Below are 14,498 nucleotides of genomic sequence, written 5' to 3' on the forward strand. Positions count from 1 at the left end.
CCTATTTATGGGGAACAACCACACTACATAGACTACATAGACTACATAGGCCCCGCCTTACCTAAAAATCAAACGCTCTGCTGTAAATTCAATCTCGAAAGATAGACAGGTCTTAGAGCTCTTTTAAAATAGGTAAAAATAATAAATTAGTTTTTATAGTAATCCGCTATTTTTTTAAACTCTTCAGTTAAAATAGTCGCATTAATTAATGGCACGCCACCTTGTCTAAATTCTGGTTTAAAAATAGCTCTTACCGAACCATTTTTATCAACCATAGCCACCGAGGCACTGTGATCAACTGCATACTCCGATTCGCTGCTATCGTTAATGGCATAAATTAAGCCTAGCTCCCTAACGAGTGGAAAAAGATCTTTATGTGGTCCCGATACAGCTAAAAATTCAGAATTAAAATAATCTATATATTGCTTTCGTTTAGTTGGCGTATCACGTTTTGGATCTACCGATAAAAACCAAATTTGCAATGGATAGTCTGCTTGTAAGTTTTTATACACCGCATTTAGCTTAGCAAGCGTTAGCGGGCAAATGTCAGGGCAACTTGTGTACCCTAAAAAAACTAAATTCCATTGTCCTAAAAATCGTTGCTTAGTAACTAACTCGCCACGCTGATCGTTCAACTTAAAGTCAGAGAGTGGCTTTGCATTTTTGTAAACTAATGCATCTACATCTGATGGAATATTTTCATTTGAACATGCTGACAAAAACAAAGCTAAAACAACGATTAACCCAAGCCATAACTGCTTCATAAAGAGAGCCATTTATTTATAAGTAAGATTATAAAGAATACCATTAAATGAATAACTGAAAAAAGAAATAAACCCATTACATTGCATTAATTAACTACAATTTTTTAATTTAACCGCTTTATAAATAAACATAATTTTTAATAGCATGATCAAAAAATGAGGCTATAAGCATTTGTATACATAAACTAAATAGGCAGGATTTAAGGTCGGTAAATAAGCAAACGAAGGTAAATTATGAGAAATACTATATTAGTTATGTAACTAATATATGAGCCATATAAAAAATGCGCGCTAAAAAGCACGCATTAATAAATATAATAACCAAAAAATGTTTTTAAATTACATCCAGTCAGCGTTACGAATAACCCCAACAGCTAAACCTTCAATATTAAAAGATTCATTTTCTAGATCAACTTCAATTGCCGAAAAATCATCGTTTTCAGGATGAAGTAATACTTTTTTACCCGCTTTTTCAAAGCGTTTTACAGTTACATCGTCATCAACACGAGCAACTACAACTTGTCCGTTTTCAGCAACTTGGGTTTTATGTACAGCTAAGAGATCGCCGTCCATTATACCTATATCTTTCATACTCATGCCGTTAACGCGTAGTAAAAAATCGGCAGCAGGTTTAAACATTAATGGGTCAATTTTGCAATGACTCTCAACATGCTCTTGCGCTAAAATAGGTTCACCAGCCGCTACTCGACCAATTAGAGGTAAGCCTAATTGTTCAGGCTCTTCTTCCTCAACAAGCTGAATACCACGGCTTGCGCCTGGCTTCATTTTAATAACACCCTTTTTAGCGAGTGCTTTTAGGTGTTCTTCTGCGGCATTGGCACTTTTAAAACCTAATGTTTGTGCAATTTCGGCACGTGTAGGAGGCATACCAGTGTCTTTAATAAAAACTTTAACTAATTCGAGTATTTGAGCTTGGCGCTTCGTTAATGGTCGCATACAACTGGTTTTCCATACAGTACATTTAACTGTGAGTATATACAGTTAAATAAAAATCGCAAATTTAAATTACGCTTTAAAATCGCCCTGTTAATAACAAGCTTGCACTGTTTAAACCACTATCAGAATCGAAGGAAGACCCTAATCCAAATTTAACAGCTACATGAGGAGCAAACCAATATTGCGTTTGTAACTCGTAATTATCTCTGGCGTAATCACTGTTTTGAACATTAGCTATTAAACCAACCGACCAATCTTGATTTACAAAGTAATTAGCCCGCCCTTCGATATTGCGATTTTTCCCTGAAATTTGCTTTAACTCTAAATCCCACCCCTGATTATCAGTAATTGCTGTATAGCGTACATAAGGAGCGTAACGCCATTGTGTATCTGTATTAGTGTAGGTATTTAATAGGTGTGAGCGATCCTCTTCTCTATTATAAAAAACACTAAAACCTAATTGTAACTCCTCATTAATTTGCTTTCCGAGCGACCCTTTTATTAAATAGTCTCGAGAACGCCAATAGCCTTGGTTATCAGTTAAACGCTCTACTCCCCCCATTAAAATTAACCCTAGTGGTCCATAATAGGTGGCGTCTGCATTTACATATTCCACATCATCGCTTGCAAATCCACCTACAGCAAAATTAGTTACTTGGTTTAAATGACTTTTTATTGAATGCGGACCTGAAAGTTGATCTAAATTACTTGTAAAGTATCGGTACCTTGCACCTACAAAGCGGTTATCAGAGCCCGACAAATCAGAAAACCCAACATCTATTTGGTTATTAATTGCAGCTTGTGCAGTAGTTAAAAAGCTTGTTGCCAATACCGTTAGTACTATGATTGTTCTCATCCTAAGTGCCTATCAAAAACAGAAGTAATTGGCTCTATCTTAGGTATTTTTAAAATCATGTCTGTTCGAAAGTGTTTAAAAATGTATAAACTAGGTTTTTAATGTGAAAGGAGTGGTTATGAGTATTTGGTATCAACCTATTACTTTAGAGTTTTGCAAACAACTAGACGAGGGCATAAATGGTCAAGGTACGCTGATGAAAACCATGGGGATTGAAATAAGCGAAATTGGTGAGGACTACCTTGTAGCAACTATGCCAGCCATTCCTGAGCATCATAATCCAATGGGCATGGTACATGGTGGTGCTAACGTAGTCCTTGCCGAAACAGTGGCAAGTTATGCAGCTAACTTTGTAGTCGACCTATCTAAATTTTATTGTGTTGGGCAAGAAATTAGCGCTAGTCATTTAAAAGCATCTCGCAACGGCACTTTAACTGCCACAGCAAAAGCATTTCATATTGGGAAGCGCAGTTCAGTTTGGGAGATAAAAATTACAAATAGTCGCAATGAGCTTTGCTGCGTATCAAAAATGACCGCAGCAGTCGTAGAGCGAAGATAATTAAATTACTATTATTTTTCGATTGGGTAAATTGTAATTTCCATACCTGCACCTATCGCAGATATACGTAATAATGTATCTGCGTCTAAAGCTTGGTTAAAGCATTTAGGAGAAGTGCCTGATTCAAAGCCAATATCAAACGTTCTGCGCGAGCAACTTAACCATTGTTTTAACGCATTACGTGAACATGACTCGATAAGCTCACATAAGTGGTTTATTGCTTTATCAGGTGTTTTTACAGCACCGCTCACTTCTATACGCGCTAATTGACGGTATTCGTCTTTGTCATAATGTAAAATCGTAGCGACTTTTTTTAAATCTGCTACAAGCAGGCTAATATCTTGCTTTGACTCAAGCTCTAGATCTACATTTAAAAATTGAATTTCCGACATCGTTTCGTATTTATCCTTTAATGATTACACTGCAAACTTTAACGCAGTTTCCTGTTTATACCAAATCAACTATGCAGTATTAGTCGTTTTATATAGTGAGTAGCCACTTTTGAGTGTTTTTTGGCACTTTATTTGCTCCTTTAACAATACTTTTGAGATTTTAAGCATTGTTGGTATAAACATATTCAAAGTACGAAATACGTTCATATCACTTTATAAACTATACTAACCATTATTGGGGAGGAGCTTTATGGCAGTCATAGACCACATATTAAAAATGACAATTAGTATATGTACTTCGCAAACAAGGAATGAGCAAACAACAATTTATAAAAGTGCTTCGTAATCATTAATCGCTTTTATTTTTGAATAGTTACAGTAAGCTAAAAAATAAGAGCACATTTAACTCACCATCAAAAACAATAAGATAAAAGCGCATGAAAAATATATTTAAGCCAGCCCGAAAGCTACATAAGTGGCTTGGTTATTTGCTCGCATTGCAAATTTTAGCATGGCTATTAGGCGGCTTAATAATGAGCGCCATTCCTCTTGAAAAAGTTCATGGGAAACACTTAGCAACACGAACTCTTAATAACTCATTTACTCAAGCTGATTATATTGCATCCCTTGACTACATTGCATCTCAGGTAGCTAATCCCACTCAAATAATCTTTGAGAGCTTTTTAACTACGCCTATAATTACAGTTAAAAATAAAGATGAGCAACAAAGCTTTAATGGGATAACTGGTCGCCCTTTTGAGCCACCAACTAAAATACAAATTACCGCAAATGCTAAAGCACACTTACTCATACACGCCCAACCAGTTAGCACATTACTTTTAAAACAAGGTACGAGAGAGGTCGGTTACAAATCAAACATTTGGCAAGTACAGTTTGACGATACATTTAATACAACTCTCTACTTATCTGCTAATAACGGCAAAGTCGTTACTGTTCGCAGCACACTATGGCGAATATTCGACTTTTTTTGGATGCTACATATTATGGATTACGATGAACGAGAAGATTTTAATAATCCGTTACTTATTAGTTTTGCAGCAACCAGCGTACTTTTTTGCCTAAGTGGAATATTACTACTTGTACAAAATATTAGACGTAAGCGGTTCATTAGAGTTAAAAGTAAGAGCAAATCAAAATAATCATATTCATTTCGAAAATGAAAAGCCAAATCAAAGAGTATGTATTAACTAAATAATAGTAATACATACCTTTGCTCACCCTATAATATTAAAGCTTTTTATTCGAAGTGTTTAAATCGGCTCAAGTGCTGTTTTAGCATTTCGTTTTCGCTAATTAACTCATCACGCTCATCCAGTAATTGTAAAATTAAAGGAATTGCCGACCAATCTAGCGATAGATCATGCTTAATCCGCGCTGCCTTTTTAACTAAGGTGACTGTAGAAACCGTAAATTGCCATTCTGTAGCACGTTCCCCTTCAATTGGAACCGCAATACTGTGCTCAACTAGCTCATATAAAATTGCTTCGTTAATATCACTGCTCAAACATAGTTCTTGGCTAGTAAGTAAATCGTCTTTTTGTGTCACGATAATTTGCATTATGATTTACTCCAGTTGCTGCGTGGATCAAAATGGGCTTTTTCGGCTAACTCTTCCCAGAGCTTTTTACTTGTATCGTCAATAGATGCTGGATTGACAATTTTAAGGACAGCAAATAAATCACCTTTAGCTTTTTTACTAATTAATCCCTTACCTTTAATTCGTAAACGCTGACCAGACTGACTATTAGAAGGGATAGTTAATTGGATTTTGCCTGTCAACGTAGGTAAATTTATTTTTGTACCTAAAGCAGCTTCCCATGGTGCAAGAGGAACGACTATATTTAGGTTACAACCTTCAACATCAAATAATGGGTGAGGCACTAAGCTAATTTGTAAATATAAATCACCGTTTTGCCCATTCGCCGACCCTAATCCGCCTTGCCCTTTTAGCCTAATTCGTTCGCCATTTACTGAACCAGCAGGAATTTTCACTTTAAGCGATTTTTTAATTTCAGACACACGACCACTGCTATCTCGCTGCGGTAACATAAACTCAATAGGCTTAACGGTATCAACTAAAGTTTCTTCAAGAAATACTGGGAACTCTATTTCCACATCTTGTCCTTTTTGCGCACGAGTAGCGTTACTTCTGCTCTGCCCGGAACGATCAAATCCACCGCCCCCGCCAAACATTGAATTAATAAAATCAGAAAATTCTTGATCGGTTTGAGGATCACTTTGCTGGTAATTACTTTGCGAAGAGCCATTGTTACCACCATAACTACCTTGTTGCTGACGAGCACGGCTTTGTTGATGACGACGTAACTCATCGTATTTTGTGCGTTCTTCTTTGTTATGGATGACTTCGTAAGCTTCTGCTACTTCTTTAAACTTATCTTCTGCTTGAGGTTCTTTGCTTACATCTGGGTGATATTTTCTGGCTAGCTTTTTATAAGCCACTTTAACCGCTTTATCGTCCGCATCAGACGATATTCCAAGCACTGCGTAATAATCAACAAATTTCATTTGCTATCCAAATCCCCATACTAAATAAGCTTTAAGCATACTCCTTAAACTATAGTTTTGTGCAATTTAAATACAGTAATTAGTAAGAAATAAATGAATAATATAAATGACTTTGAATACAAAACAATCAAACTTTTTTAATAACTCAGCATCACCTTTAAGTTAACTTTATCTTTTATCTTCAAGGCTTTAAAATACTTGTTCCTGTAGTTCACATTTGTGATGGATATGACTCGATTTATTCTAGCCTTATTGGCTTGTTGTGTGTGCGTTTCGGTATCGGCCGAACAATTTACCCGTTTTTCAACTGCAAAAAGACATCTAATTAAAACCCTACCTGACAACGCTAAAAGCATTTATTGCGGCTGCGATATTAAAAAAGAAGGTAAAAAACTTGTTCCTGATCCTACTAACTGTGGTTATGTACCGCGTAATACTCTTACCCGCTCAGGTAAAGTAAATGTGCGAGCGTTGCGTATTGAGTGGGAACATATAGTTCCGGCATGGGAATTTGGTCATCAATTACAGTGTTGGCAAGATGGCGGGCGAAAAAATTGTCGTAAAGTAAGTGCCAAGTTTAGAGCCATGGAAGCTGATATAAACAACTTAGCTCCTGCTATTGGAGAAATTAATGCAGATCGCTCTAATTATCGTTTTGGTATGCTAAGCGAAAACGCAACACAGTATGGTCGCTGCGAGGTAAAAGTAAACTTTAAGCAACGCGTAGTAGAGCCACCTGTTAATGCTCGCAAACGTATAGCCGACACCTATGCTTATATGCAAAAAACATACGGTTTAAAAATATCAGATAAACAACAAAAGCTATTTAATGCATGGAAAAAACAAGCAATTGCATTACAAGACGATACAAAAAAATTGTAATGCTTTTACTCTCATTTACACAAGTAGGGCCAAAAGTGTTGAATAAATAAGCGAGTGTTGTAAAATTTTAAACAACTTATTTACATGAAGTACTTAGTATGTTTAAAAATAATAAAACTTCGCTTGCTATTATTGCTGCACTTTCGGGTTTTACTTTAGTTGGTTGTGGCGGCGGGAGCAGTATGGATACGACCCCAACTCCTATACCTACAACGCCAACTGCACCACCAATTAGCAGTACACCAACATGGACTGCCGGTGTATTCGAACAATCGAATGATTTAAAAAACTTTTGTGAAACGCCTCGTACAGGTAACGATCCATTTAATAACAACGCTCCCTACCCAGATCAAGTAGGCTCAGCCCTTTACGAAAAACTATGGCTTCGCTCTTGGAGTGATGAAACCTACCTTTGGTATGACGAGATTGCCGATAACGACCCTGAGAGCTTTGCCACAGTAGCCGATTACTTCGCCCAGTTAAAAACAGAGCAGCTTACCGACTCTGGTGCAAAAAAAGATAACTTTCACTTTTCAGAACCCACTGAAGATTATTTTCAAGAAGCGCAATCGGGCGTTACTTCTGGTTACGGTATAAATTGGGCGTTTATTGGCGATTCAGCCGACCGCATATTGCGTGTTGCTTACCTTGAGGACGGCTCACCAGCAAGCCAAATAGGTTTTCAACGTGGTGATACCGTACTTTCGGTTGACGGTGTAAGTATAACTACCAATACAGAATCGGGTATAGATACCCTTAACGAAGGTTTATTTAGTCCAACTAACGGCGACTCACATACTATTGTTGTACAAAGTAATGATGGCGCCGAAAAAACATTTAATGTAACCGCTGGCAATATTGAGCAAACACCTGTTCAAAACGTTAAAACGATTACAACCGCAAATGGTTCAAACGTAGGTTATATGCAGTTTAATAGCCATATAAGCATTGCCCAAGAAGGGCTTATTGATGCGGTAAATAAATTTAAAGCCGATAGAGTTGACGAACTTGTGATCGACTTTAGATATAACGGCGGTGGTTTATTGGCACTATCGGCGCAATTGGCTTATATGGTTGCGGGTAGCGCTAATGTGCAAAACCGTTTTTATTACCAAACTCAACAAAACGATAAGCAACTAGTTGATTCGCCTTTTCCATTTATTGATGAAGAAATAGATTACTCTACTTTTTTTAGCACGGGTGAAACCTTACCCGATTTAAACCTATCTAAGGTTTATGTATTAAGTACATCGGACACCTGTTCGGCATCAGAAGCTTTTATTAATGGTTTAAAAGGTATAGACGCAGAAGTTATTTTAATTGGCGACACAACATGCGGTAAGCCGTATGGCTTTACCCCAACTCATAACTGCGCAACAACCTATTACACTATCCAGTTTAGTGGTGTAAATAATCAAGGGTTTGGCGAATACGCGGCTGGTTTTTCACCAACCCCTACGCCACAATTTAATGCCGATGTGCAAGGTTGTAAAATTGAGGACGACTTTGATCATCAATTAGGCGACAGCAACGAGGCTGTTTTAGCCACCGCATTATTTCATGTTGAAAATGGCAGTTGCCCAATCAGAACAGCGACTGCAGCAAAAGCAGAACCTGTAAGCTTTTCAAATACACAAGAGTCGCTAGCTCCTTTAAATGTATCCACGCAATTTACTCAACGTAATATGGACTTAACTTGGCCAACGCTGAGTGAGGAAAAATAATGGCTAAATTACTACTCCCATTAGCCACCTTATTTTTTTTAGGCGGATGCCAAGGTGTAAAAGATACCAGTATAAATAGTGAACCGGCTAAACCAGCAATATTAACGAGTGTAAACTCCAGTATTATTGCAACACTACAGCAGGCAATACAACAAGCTAAGGGAGGCGCATTAGTAACGCTTGCCGATTCGGTATTTACCAAGCGTAGCGAACTGCTAATAGATCATGCAATGAGTAAAGGGCCTGATGGCAGAGTAATTATGGGCGCGCATAATATGAAGTCTGAAAAGTTTATTTTGCAAACGCGTAATAACCAATGCGAGCTTTATTATCCTAAAAAAGAACTTACAACGGTTCTTAAAGGCGTTACCTGTATAGAGTTATAAAGTGCTTTAAAGTACCGTGAATTTATAAAATAAAGGCGCGCAGTAATAATACTGCGCGCCCTTTTTTATTTTAAAACGCTATTACAAGTCTTGATGCGGACCAAATATTTCATAATGAATATTTTCGCTTTTAACACCTAGTTCAAGTAATTGGTTTTTTATAAATGCCATAAAACCAGCAGGGCCACATAAGTAAAAGTCACCATTACTTAATGGTAGCTGTGTTTCTATTACGCTTAAGTTCATTAACCCAGTAAAGTCAGCGCCCTCTGTCACCTGATTAAACCAAGTCATTATTTGCAAATGGCTATTTTTCGTTGCTAAATCATTTAAATGTTTTGAAAACGAATGCTGCTGAGTATTTTCGCAGGCATGTAAATACATAATATTTTGATTAGAGTTATCGCTTAATAACGTTTCGAGCATTGCTAGCATTGGCGTTTGCCCTACACCCGCTGAAATAAATACTGCTGGGTTTGTGTTATTGCGTAAAAAGAAATCTCCCGCTGGTGGGTACAACTCAACAATAGCGCCTTGCTCTAATGAGTGTAAATGATTAGACACCATGCCAGGCTTTGGCTGTAGCTCTTTTTTAACACTAATACGGTAGTTTTTAGCGTTACTTTTTTGCGAAATAGAATACTGGCGAATTTCTTCATATTCAGCGCCCTCTGGCTTAACTTTAATACCTAAATACTGCCCTGGTTTATGCGTAATAACAGCTTCGCCATTAACTGGCGTAAGTGTAAAGCTTGTTACTAGTTCTGATTCAGCCTGTTTGTTGGTTATTTCAAACGCACGAGTGTCCGCCCAGCCACCGTGTTTATTTTTACTATGCTCATACAAAGCGGCTTCTTCGGTTATACAAATATCAGCAAGTACACCGTAGGCTTCGCGCCAAGCGTATTCAACATCGGGAGTAAATTGCTCAGGAAGAAGCTCTTTAAGCGTACCAATTAAGTGTGCACCTACAATAGGGTAATGCTCAGGTAAAATATTTAAGCTCGTATGTTTATGGTTAATACGCGTTAGTGCTTCTTTTAATACAGCTAAATTATCAATATTTTGTGCATACGCAGCCAACGCATTAAAAAGTGCAAATTGCTGACGACCTGTATCTTGATTCGCCATATTAAAAATATTTTTAAGCTCAGGATTATGGCTAAATAAACGCTTATAAAAATGATCGGTAACAACCGTTCCCGCCTCGGCTAATAATGGAACAGTACTTTTTACGATCTCAATGGTTTTATCAGATAACATATGTGTTTTCCTATGGGTAAACTAACCACGGCGCCCATCAACACGACGCCGCGTTAATATAGGTGTGCAGTGAATTAAAAATAATGAAAAAGCCACCAACCAAAGCAAAGCACTTATTTGCCAAGCTAAGTGTGGTCCAATAATAAAAGGGAGTAATGAACGAGTAATTGCGGCTACTAACACAAGTGCAAAAGCAACAGCCATATAATGAGGAATAGTGAGCGTACGCCCTGTATGACCATGCGATACACGAGTCATCATTGCTAAAATCATCATACCTATTGTGCCAATAGTGATTAAGTGCAGCGCATCTTTAAATACTACTGCGCTGCTATAAAAGCTTATTGCCACCAGCATTAGGCCAACACCTAACGCTAAATACGAAAAATGCAAAGACCACAATAAGGGCACTTTTAACACGTTAACGTTCCACCAATAGCAAGCGCGTACTAAGTGCAGTGCAGCTACACCGGCTAAAACTAAAGCTGGGCTAATAGAACTTAAAAATAATTTGCTGATAAAAAATAACGTAATGGCAAAAATAGATGAATACAAAATAGCTTTATCTATTTTAGGAGTGCGCACTTGTTCGGTTAAACTCAACCCTTTGGCAGTAAAAAAAGGTAAAACGCGACCCGCTACAATGCCAACAAGTAAGGTAATGACCAATACTGCGGTATCAACAACAGCAAGTGCAAGCTGCATGTTTTGTTTTAAAACAAGTATTAAATACAACGTATTGAGCGCACATAACACAGCTAAAATAGCTAAAAACGGATAGTTATTTTTGCTATTGGCTTTTAATAACATATTAGCCAGCACTGCTATGGCGCCTAACCACCAAGCAACTTGTAATGTAAGTGCAGCATATAAATTAAAATGAGCAATATCTGGCAGTACTACAAAAAATGCTAAGCGTGCTGCAATCCATACAACAGTAAGCCACATAAGTGCTTTGCCACTTATACTCGCAACGCCTGTCCATGTTTGTGCGGCGGTAAGTAAAAAGCCAACAGCGACAACCCCAGCAAAACCAAATAGCATTTCGTGCGCGTGCCATAATGTAGCGGGCATTGCTAAGTACCAACTTGCATGACCAGTTAAAATAAGTAGCCAATACCCCACCGACAAAAATGCCAATAAGCCACCGCCCAAAAAGAAAGGTCTAAAAGCGAGCATCCATAACGGCCATTGAGATACTTGATGAATAGCAACGCGTTTTGGCATTGGCTCAGTTAAGTTTATAGGGCGCATTATCGAATCTCCTGCCCTAACTCATGCAGTGCAACATAGCGCAGTACGTAACTAACTTTTAAAATAGCGCTGATAACAATAATGCCAATATGAGCAAATATTTTCGCCGAAATAAAAAAGTATTCAGCAAACAATAGCGCTTGGTTTAACACTCTAAACTGTGTTTTATAGTTTAAATTATTCAGCATCAGTGTATTCATAGCGACCTCTGTAACTAACCACGTTACTTAGCTATTACACATACTGTGCCAATATATTTAACTATTAAAATTCAAAAGCTTATATTTAACGTCTTTACAGCATGAGTCTTTATGACCTACTATAAATTAACTCATAAAAACACGTATAGGTCATTTTGACATGAACCAACAATTCAATCTTACACAAGTTGCATTAGAGCTTGCACAAAGCACACTGCATGAGCACAGCTTTGAGCAATTACTAGCAACGGTTGAACGGGTTATTCCAAGTGATGCAAGTGCGTTATTAGTACTTCAAGGTGAGCAATTAAAGCCACTGGCAATTAAAGGGTTAATGCCCGACAGTTTAGGCAGACGATTTAAAATTGTAGAGCATCCTCGCCTAGAGGCTATTTGCAAAAGTACGCTCGCGTTGCAATTTGCACACGACTGCCCGCTTCCCGATCCATACGATGGTCTACTATTAGCTAAAACTGGCGATATTCCGGTGCATGCGTGTTTAGGTTTACCTCTTTATGATAAAAACGCGCTACTTGGCGTACTTACATTTGATAGCCTTAACGCCAATGCATTTAACAGCATAAGTACTGATACACTAAACACCTTACAAACGCTATGCAGTGCGCACTTTAAAACAGCTTTAGAGCTTACCCACTACAAGCAGCATGCACAGCACTCCAGCGCTCTAGTGCAAGAGCTAAATCGTGAGGCATTAACAAGAGATGGCGGCGAAATTATCGGTCAAAGCCCGCTAATGCAAACACTTAAAAATGAAATTGAACTCGTTGCAGCATCTAACTTTAGCGTGCTTATTTTAGGTGAAACAGGAGTAGGGAAAGAGCTGGTAGCACGCAACATTCACTTAAATTCAACCCGAAAAGATCAACCGCTTATTCACTTAAACTGTGCATCGCTTCCCGAAAACCTTGCCGAAAGTGAGTTTTTTGGTCATGCGAAAGGGGCTTTTACAGGCGCACAAAATGCGCGCCAAGGTAAATTTCAGCTAGCTGATGGCGGTACATTATTTTTAGATGAAATTGGCGAACTACCACTTGCCATGCAAAGTAAGCTATTACGCGTGCTGCAAAGTGGTGAAATACAAACAGTAGGTGAAGACACGCCAAAATACGTAGATGTACGCGTAGTTGCCGCAACCAACAGAGATTTAAAAGAAGAAGTAGCTCAAGGTCGCTTCAGAGCCGATTTATACCATCGCCTAAGTGTTTACCCAATTACTGTGCCACCACTTAGTAAACGCGAGCACGACATAATACTCTTGGCAGGTTATTTTATTGAGCAAACAGCACGTAAATTAGGGATAAAACAATTAAAACTAAGTACCGAAGCGCAAGTACTGCTTAATCAATACAATTGGCCCGGTAACGTGCGCGAGCTTGAACATGTCATTAGCCGAAGTGCGCTAAAAGCGAAACAAAGCCAATGGCAAAATCCAATAATAACAATTACAAGCGAGCACTGTGATTTAACACCTAGTGCACAGCCAAATTCAATTGTTGAAACTCAAAGCACAACCAATACCCTAATCAACCAACCTTTAAAGCAAGCTGTAGAATCTTTGCAATACAATGTAATTACCGAGCAATTAAAGCAGCATAATTACAATTGGTCAGCAGCAGCAAGAGTGCTCGAATTAGATAGAGCTAACTTGGTACGCTTGGCTAAACGCCTTGGGATAGAAGTAAAAAAAACACTATAATCATTTAAAACACGGCTAAAATGCTGCTAAAGTTATTGATTAGCAGCTAACTTACTAAAATGTGTTTTTAACAACCCTGCAAAAGCTTGCACTTTAGCAGTACGATGCACTAAATGATGCGTTACAAGCCATATATCGGTAGGCCAGTGTAGCTCATTGTGTAATATCGGTACTAAATCAGTATATTGCGCCGCCACATCATGTTGTAATCCGCCTATACCTAAACCTTTAATAATTGCGCGAGTCGCTTCTGCGGTTTCAGACACACGCAGCTTTACTTGCGATGCAGGAATATGCTCATCAACCCATGCAAAATAAGGCACGCGCGCATTAAAACCCGCCACGCCCGATACAAAGTTATGTTGCTGTAAATCACTTAACGATTTAGGCATTCCGTACTTATTAATGTAACGCTTATTAGCATACAAGCCCGACGAAAGCTGCGCTAAATGCTGGGCAATATAATCCCCCTCATCAGGTCTTGGCCCTGCACGTACTGCAATATGCGCCTGACCATGATCGAGCCTTAACCTTTTTTGCTCTAAAATAACCTCAAGCTGTACCTGCGGATGCAATGCCTGAAATTGCTCACATACATCACCAAGCATGTCCATAAAACCACTGACCGTTGTTAATAATAAACTCCCTCTAAGTGTACTATCGGCTGCAGCTATATCGTTATGTAACTGCTCCAAGGAGCTATGTATAGTTTGCGCCGTTGCAAATAACTTAGTGCCAATTTCAGTTACTTTATAGCCACGAGCATGGCGATGAAAAAGCCGTGCGTTTAAGTTTTTTTCAAGATTATTAATTCGTCTAAGCACTGTGCTGTGGTGCACATTAAGCTCCTCTGCCGCTGCTGTTAACGTACCTAACCGTGCTACTTCAAACGCAACTTTAACGTCTTGCCAATCTTCAAATTTAATCGCCATGCTGCTTACCTTTAACTTATGTGCATATACGCACATAAGTGTTGCGTTTATTGGGGTTTTCTACA

At 38.4% G+C, this 14,498-nt stretch carries 16 protein-coding genes; 6 read left to right on the forward strand and 10 right to left on the reverse strand.

Features of this window, described 5'->3' with window-relative positions; genetic code table 11:
* Positions 1 to 146 precede the first annotated feature (146 nt).
* The 3 genes from GQR56_RS11045 to GQR56_RS11055 form a co-directional block, all read right to left on the reverse strand.
* Entirely contained in the window at positions 147 to 764 is a 618-nt protein-coding gene (locus tag GQR56_RS11045) for an SCO family protein (protein WP_166111327.1), read from the reverse strand.
* 339 nt (positions 765 to 1,103) lie between these two features.
* The gene (lexA, locus tag GQR56_RS11050) at positions 1,104 to 1,721 is read right to left on the reverse strand and encodes a transcriptional repressor LexA (protein WP_166111330.1); all 618 of its coding nucleotides are present in this window, start codon (positions 1,719 to 1,721) and stop codon (positions 1,104 to 1,106) included.
* Between the two features lie 76 nt (positions 1,722 to 1,797).
* The gene (locus tag GQR56_RS11055) at positions 1,798 to 2,577 is read right to left on the reverse strand and encodes a putative porin (protein ID WP_166111333.1); all 780 of its coding nucleotides are present in this window, start codon (positions 2,575 to 2,577) and stop codon (positions 1,798 to 1,800) included.
* 118 nt (positions 2,578 to 2,695) lie between these two features.
* Between GQR56_RS11055 and GQR56_RS11060 the strand changes: the two genes are divergently transcribed.
* Positions 2,696 to 3,136, forward strand: a complete 441-nt coding sequence (locus GQR56_RS11060; RefSeq protein ID WP_166111335.1) for a PaaI family thioesterase — start codon at positions 2,696 to 2,698, stop codon at positions 3,134 to 3,136.
* 11 nt (positions 3,137 to 3,147) lie between these two features.
* On the opposite strand, the gene GQR56_RS11065 is transcribed toward GQR56_RS11060, so the two are convergent.
* Positions 3,148 to 3,528, reverse strand: a complete 381-nt coding sequence (locus GQR56_RS11065) for a hypothetical protein (RefSeq protein WP_024610305.1) — start codon at positions 3,526 to 3,528, stop codon at positions 3,148 to 3,150.
* Positions 3,529 to 3,965: 437 nt separating this feature from the next.
* On the opposite strand from GQR56_RS11065, the gene GQR56_RS11070 reads away from it, so the two are divergent.
* A complete protein-coding gene (locus GQR56_RS11070) occupies positions 3,966 to 4,688 on the forward strand; it encodes a hypothetical protein (RefSeq protein WP_166111336.1) in 723 nt (240 codons plus the stop codon).
* Positions 4,689 to 4,786: 98 nt separating this feature from the next.
* Here GQR56_RS11070 and GQR56_RS11075 read toward each other — a convergent pair whose 3' ends face one another.
* Together GQR56_RS11075 and GQR56_RS11080 are read right to left on the reverse strand one after the other, a co-directional pair.
* Positions 4,787 to 5,107 carry a chaperone modulator CbpM gene (locus GQR56_RS11075; RefSeq protein WP_024610307.1) on the reverse strand — a complete coding sequence of 107 codons (321 nt, stop codon included), beginning with the start codon at positions 5,105 to 5,107 and terminating at the stop codon, positions 4,787 to 4,789.
* Entirely contained in the window at positions 5,107 to 6,075 is a 969-nt protein-coding gene (locus GQR56_RS11080; protein WP_166111339.1) for a DnaJ C-terminal domain-containing protein, read from the reverse strand. Before GQR56_RS11080 ends, GQR56_RS11075 begins: the two co-directional genes overlap by 1 nt.
* A gap of 228 nt (positions 6,076 to 6,303) precedes the next feature.
* On the opposite strand from GQR56_RS11080, the gene GQR56_RS11085 reads away from it, so the two are divergent.
* From GQR56_RS11085 to GQR56_RS11095, 3 genes are all read left to right on the forward strand, one after another.
* A complete protein-coding gene (locus GQR56_RS11085) occupies positions 6,304 to 6,957 on the forward strand; it encodes an endonuclease (RefSeq protein ID WP_029880388.1) in 654 nt (217 codons plus the stop codon).
* A gap of 98 nt (positions 6,958 to 7,055) precedes the next feature.
* Complete coding sequence (locus tag GQR56_RS11090) at positions 7,056 to 8,681, forward strand: S41 family peptidase (protein WP_166111342.1); 1,626 nt, start codon at positions 7,056 to 7,058, stop codon at positions 8,679 to 8,681.
* Positions 8,681 to 9,067, forward strand: coding sequence for a hypothetical protein (locus GQR56_RS11095; protein WP_024610311.1), 387 nt, complete (start codon positions 8,681 to 8,683; stop codon positions 9,065 to 9,067). The genes GQR56_RS11090 and GQR56_RS11095 overlap by 1 nt, the downstream gene beginning before the upstream one ends.
* Before the next feature lie 81 nt (positions 9,068 to 9,148).
* On the opposite strand, the gene hmpA is transcribed toward GQR56_RS11095, so the two are convergent.
* Genes hmpA through GQR56_RS11110 form a run of 3 tightly spaced genes read right to left on the reverse strand, consistent with a single transcriptional unit; the run spans position 9,149 to position 11,784 of the window.
* Positions 9,149 to 10,330 carry an NO-inducible flavohemoprotein gene (gene hmpA / locus GQR56_RS11100; protein ID WP_166111345.1) on the reverse strand — a complete coding sequence of 394 codons (1,182 nt, stop codon included), beginning with the start codon at positions 10,328 to 10,330 and terminating at the stop codon, positions 9,149 to 9,151.
* Positions 10,331 to 10,351: 21 nt separating this feature from the next.
* Positions 10,352 to 11,584 carry an NnrS family protein gene (locus tag GQR56_RS11105; protein WP_024610313.1) on the reverse strand — a complete coding sequence of 411 codons (1,233 nt, stop codon included), beginning with the start codon at positions 11,582 to 11,584 and terminating at the stop codon, positions 10,352 to 10,354.
* Positions 11,584 to 11,784 carry a hypothetical protein gene (locus GQR56_RS11110; protein ID WP_024610314.1) on the reverse strand — a complete coding sequence of 67 codons (201 nt, stop codon included), beginning with the start codon at positions 11,782 to 11,784 and terminating at the stop codon, positions 11,584 to 11,586. Before GQR56_RS11110 ends, GQR56_RS11105 begins: the two co-directional genes overlap by 1 nt.
* A gap of 160 nt (positions 11,785 to 11,944) precedes the next feature.
* Between GQR56_RS11110 and norR the strand changes: the two genes are divergently transcribed.
* The gene (gene norR / locus GQR56_RS11115) at positions 11,945 to 13,501 is read left to right on the forward strand and encodes a nitric oxide reductase transcriptional regulator NorR (RefSeq protein ID WP_024610315.1); all 1,557 of its coding nucleotides are present in this window, start codon (positions 11,945 to 11,947) and stop codon (positions 13,499 to 13,501) included.
* Between the two features lie 32 nt (positions 13,502 to 13,533).
* Here the strand turns inward: norR and GQR56_RS11120 are convergent, their stop codons facing one another.
* The gene (locus GQR56_RS11120; RefSeq protein ID WP_024610316.1) at positions 13,534 to 14,433 is read right to left on the reverse strand and encodes a LysR family transcriptional regulator; all 900 of its coding nucleotides are present in this window, start codon (positions 14,431 to 14,433) and stop codon (positions 13,534 to 13,536) included.
* Between the last annotated feature and the right edge of the window lie 65 nt (positions 14,434 to 14,498).

It is taken from the genome of Pseudoalteromonas sp. Z9A5 (assembly GCF_011378875.1).
Taxonomy (GTDB): Bacteria; Pseudomonadota; Gammaproteobacteria; order Enterobacterales; family Alteromonadaceae; genus Pseudoalteromonas.

Bases quoted from the DNA above. Each gene is read 5' to 3' on its own strand.
- GQR56_RS11045 (WP_166111327.1), bottom strand. From the start codon at position 764: ATGAAGCAGTTATGGCTTGGGTTAATCGTTGTTTTAGCTTTGTTTTTG.
- lexA (WP_166111330.1), bottom strand. From the start codon at position 1,721: ATGCGACCATTAACGAAGCGCCAAGCTCAAATACTCGAATTAGTTAAA.
- GQR56_RS11055 (WP_166111333.1), bottom strand. From the start codon at position 2,577: ATGAGAACAATCATAGTACTAACGGTATTGGCAACAAGCTTTTTAACT.
- GQR56_RS11060 (WP_166111335.1), top strand. From the start codon at position 2,696: ATGAGTATTTGGTATCAACCTATTACTTTAGAGTTTTGCAAACAACTA.
- GQR56_RS11065 (WP_024610305.1), bottom strand. From the start codon at position 3,528: ATGTCGGAAATTCAATTTTTAAATGTAGATCTAGAGCTTGAGTCAAAG.
- GQR56_RS11070 (WP_166111336.1), top strand. From the start codon at position 3,966: ATGAAAAATATATTTAAGCCAGCCCGAAAGCTACATAAGTGGCTTGGT.
- GQR56_RS11075 (WP_024610307.1), bottom strand. From the start codon at position 5,107: ATGCAAATTATCGTGACACAAAAAGACGATTTACTTACTAGCCAAGAA.
- GQR56_RS11080 (WP_166111339.1), bottom strand. From the start codon at position 6,075: ATGAAATTTGTTGATTATTACGCAGTGCTTGGAATATCGTCTGATGCG.
- GQR56_RS11085 (WP_029880388.1), top strand. From the start codon at position 6,304: ATGACTCGATTTATTCTAGCCTTATTGGCTTGTTGTGTGTGCGTTTCG.
- GQR56_RS11090 (WP_166111342.1), top strand. From the start codon at position 7,056: ATGTTTAAAAATAATAAAACTTCGCTTGCTATTATTGCTGCACTTTCG.
- GQR56_RS11095 (WP_024610311.1), top strand. From the start codon at position 8,681: ATGGCTAAATTACTACTCCCATTAGCCACCTTATTTTTTTTAGGCGGA.
- hmpA (WP_166111345.1), bottom strand. From the start codon at position 10,330: ATGTTATCTGATAAAACCATTGAGATCGTAAAAAGTACTGTTCCATTA.
- GQR56_RS11105 (WP_024610313.1), bottom strand. From the start codon at position 11,584: ATGCGCCCTATAAACTTAACTGAGCCAATGCCAAAACGCGTTGCTATT.
- GQR56_RS11110 (WP_024610314.1), bottom strand. From the start codon at position 11,784: ATGAATACACTGATGCTGAATAATTTAAACTATAAAACACAGTTTAGA.
- norR (WP_024610315.1), top strand. From the start codon at position 11,945: ATGAACCAACAATTCAATCTTACACAAGTTGCATTAGAGCTTGCACAA.
- GQR56_RS11120 (WP_024610316.1), bottom strand. From the start codon at position 14,433: ATGGCGATTAAATTTGAAGATTGGCAAGACGTTAAAGTTGCGTTTGAA.